Origin of the sequence: Methanoculleus sp. MH98A (genome assembly GCF_000691865.1) — an archaeon.
Lineage (GTDB): Archaea > Halobacteriota > Methanomicrobia > Methanomicrobiales > Methanoculleaceae > Methanoculleus.
Genome location: NZ_JMIO01000169.1, coordinates 1 through 3040, shown reverse-complemented (window position 1 = coordinate 3040; position 3040 = coordinate 1). Strand labels below are relative to the sequence as shown.

The 3040-nt window shown below is 47.0% G+C and carries 3 protein-coding genes; 2 read left to right on the top strand and 1 reads right to left on the bottom strand.

Translation table 11 applies throughout. From position 1 onward, the window contains the following. Positions 1-592, top strand: a 592-nt coding sequence (locus tag EI28_RS12365) for a glycosyltransferase family 4 protein (protein ID WP_082223177.1), incomplete at its 5' end; no start/stop codon positions are given. Positions 593-1251: 659 nt separating this feature from the next. Continuing rightward, complete coding sequence (locus EI28_RS12360) at positions 1252-2334, top strand: glycosyltransferase family 4 protein (protein WP_048115269.1); 1083 nt, start codon at positions 1252-1254, stop codon at positions 2332-2334. A 57-nt stretch (positions 2335-2391) separates the two neighbouring features. Here the strand turns inward: EI28_RS12360 and EI28_RS12355 are convergent. Continuing rightward, positions 2392-3040 (bottom strand): glycosyltransferase (locus tag EI28_RS12355; protein ID WP_048115266.1); only part of this gene is annotated, 649 nt, incomplete at its 5' end.

Sequence of the window (3040 nt, the reverse complement as noted above, 5' to 3'; positions counted from 1 at the left end):
TGTCTTTGTAGGCAGGTTGCACCCAGTGAAGGGGGTTCAGTATCTGATTGAAGCGGTGGCTATTGTACATCAGGAGATACCAGATGTCAAACTGGTTATTGTGGGTGACGGTATAGAGAGATCAAGGTTGGATGAACTCGCGGAGAAGCTGAATCTGAACGGCTGCATACAATTTGCAGGCCAGGTACCGCAGGAAAGTATACCCCAACTCATGCATCAGGCAGATGTATTTGTACTGCCAAGCCTCTCTGAGGGTCTTCCGGTTGTACTTTTAGAGGCTATGGCTGCAGGACTGCCTATCGTTGCAACGAATGTTGGAGGAAACCCTGACATTGTAGAGGAAGGAGTGAATGGATACCTTGTCAACGCAAAGAACTCTGAAGAAATTGCAGATAGATTACTGGTCCTTTTGCAGAACGATGAGATTCAGGAAGAAATATCCGCTAATAACAGAGAGAAAGTGGAAATGTTTACCTGGGATAGGGTCGCTGAGGCAGTGGAGGAGGTGTATCAAAAGGCGATTGCACTGAACATAGGTGCGGGAGGTGCCAACAAGCAAAGGAAGGTTACAAAGAGGAGCGAAACGCATTGAGGTCACTTCACTATGCTCAAGGCCGCCTTAAAGTATAATATCCCCTTTGGTAAAACTCCAGGCCATGATATTCCTGAAACCTCATGAGGCGTAGCCTTAGGACGCGTGGATGAAAACGAATCGGATTGCTTCCATCATGATGGAATAAGTCAACCAATAAGGAACCGAAACTGAGGGTCAGAGTCGTAGGGTCATTTTCCAGCGAAACGTCGCTCATGAGATTGGTCGGGTTCATCCTGATAGATATTAATGAAGGGCGGGTCGCTGAGGTATTTGGCGATAAAGGAGGAGTGATCAGGCAAGGAAACGGGGCTCAGGCAAATTACAGGAATTCTGAGACGCTAACGTTAGGGACGTTCTCCTTCAGATACCTAACTTCAAATCAAAACCTCTAAATTACTGTCAAACAGAAAATATCTGCGATTAAAACCGCCTCATAAATGAGATGGATATTGACATGGAAATGCATACAGAATGACTTCGCCTGCACTAGGTGCTCCTCCATCTACATCCCGAACGGTGGTTTCGAAACAATCGTATTATTACCTTTTCACGGATGGTTCGATCCATATTTGCAAAAGATAGATTCTACTGCTTGTGATGACTTGGCAAATAGTATATTTTCACGTAGCGGAGGTTCCCATAATGAGGAGTAATAGATGAAAATTGCAATCTTAATACCCTGTTTCCTCCCAAAATGGTTTGGAGGGACGGAGGTCGCAACGTACCACCTGGCAGAACACCTTGCAAAACGCGGACATGAGGTGCACGTGATCACGCCCCTGGATGAGGGACTGCCGGAGGAGAGTTATGAAAATGGATTTCACATCCATCGGTTACCTAAGATCAAGAGTCACTTCCCTGGTGGCGTGATCTTCTGGGTTGATATCGTCAGGGCAATACAGATGATTAGACCAGATATCGTCCATGCCCAGAGTCTCAATAGTGGGATACCTGCTCTTCTCTCAAATAAACTGCTAAAGATCCCCTATGTGGTCTATGGAAGAGGGTTAGATGTGTATCACCCGGAGTGGTACGTCAAATTAACCGCGAAGGCAGTTCTAAAAAACGCTGGTATAGCGATCGCGCTCACCGAGGATATGAAAAAGATTATGCAGGCAATGTACGACAGGGATACTGTCGTGGTGCCGAATGGGATCGATCCGGGGAAGGATTCCGCGAGGCGAAGAGAGGCGGAAATCCATGGTGGAAAGGTTCTATTTGTTGGGCGCCTGCATTCAGTCAAGGGCGTCCAGTATCTCCTCGGTGCGATGAGTATAGTCCACCGAGAACTGCCCGAAGTGAAACTGACTCTTGTTGGTGATGGTGAAGAAAGAGATCGTCTCGAACATCTGACAGATAATCTTGGAATAAGGGAGTGTGTTGAGTTTGTTGGGGCGGTTCCACATGAGAGGGTTCAGGATTGCATGGTTCATGCTGATGTATTGGTCCTTCCTAGTTTATCCGAAGGTTTCCCAGTCACAATTCTCGAAGCAATGGCCAGTGGCTTGCCTGTTATTGCGACACGCGTGGGAGGTGTGCCGGAAATCATCGAAAATAACGTAAATGGATACCTGGTGGAGACGGAAAACCCGCAGGAGATTGCCGAGGCACTGCTAACACTTCTGCGGGATGAGCAGTTAAGGAAGTGTATATCGGGTAACAACAGAAAAAAAGCAGAGAATTACCAGTGGGATAAGGTCGCCGCCACGTTAGAAGAGATCTACCAAAATACATTATAATTAGAGCAAAGATTCTGGAGAGATTTGATCCGTATTACAAAGGAAGGAGACGATTCTCTAAAGAAACTCATTGTAGATCCAAACAACCTTCTTAGCAATATTTTCCCAGGAATACTGCTGAGCATATGAAGCAATCTTCTCATTGTCCCAGTCCCTGTCAAGCGCGATGAGCAGATTTTCTGCCAGATCCTGCACGCTGGCAGGTTTGACTAGCAGTCCGTAGTCCTCAGAGGTTATAATTTCTGGTATCCCGCCTACCCGGGTACCCACAAACGGTTTTCCGCATCCTAGCGCTTCAAACATAACTGTCGGGTTGCCTTCGTTGAGGCTTGGCAGGACAAACAGATCTGCAGCATTCATCCAGAGAGGCACCTCAATATGAGGTTTCCCACCGGCGAGTAGGACATAATCTGCTAGACCAAGAGAATGGACCTGTTGCCTTAGAGTATTTTCTAACCCTCCCCTGCCGACAATGATGCACAGAATATCCCCTCTTTCCTGAACGATTTCACCAATCGCCTCGATGAGATATTTTTGGCCTTTCACGGGCTCCAGGTTTGCCACGGTAAGAAGGATCTTTTTGTCTCGGGGCAGGTTGAGGTAGTCCCTGCACGTGGCAGGATCCTGGGCATAGAAGAGGTCGCTCCTGAAACCGTTTGGTAACACGTGAACTGGCGTATTTATGTTCAGTTTTTTAATACACTCA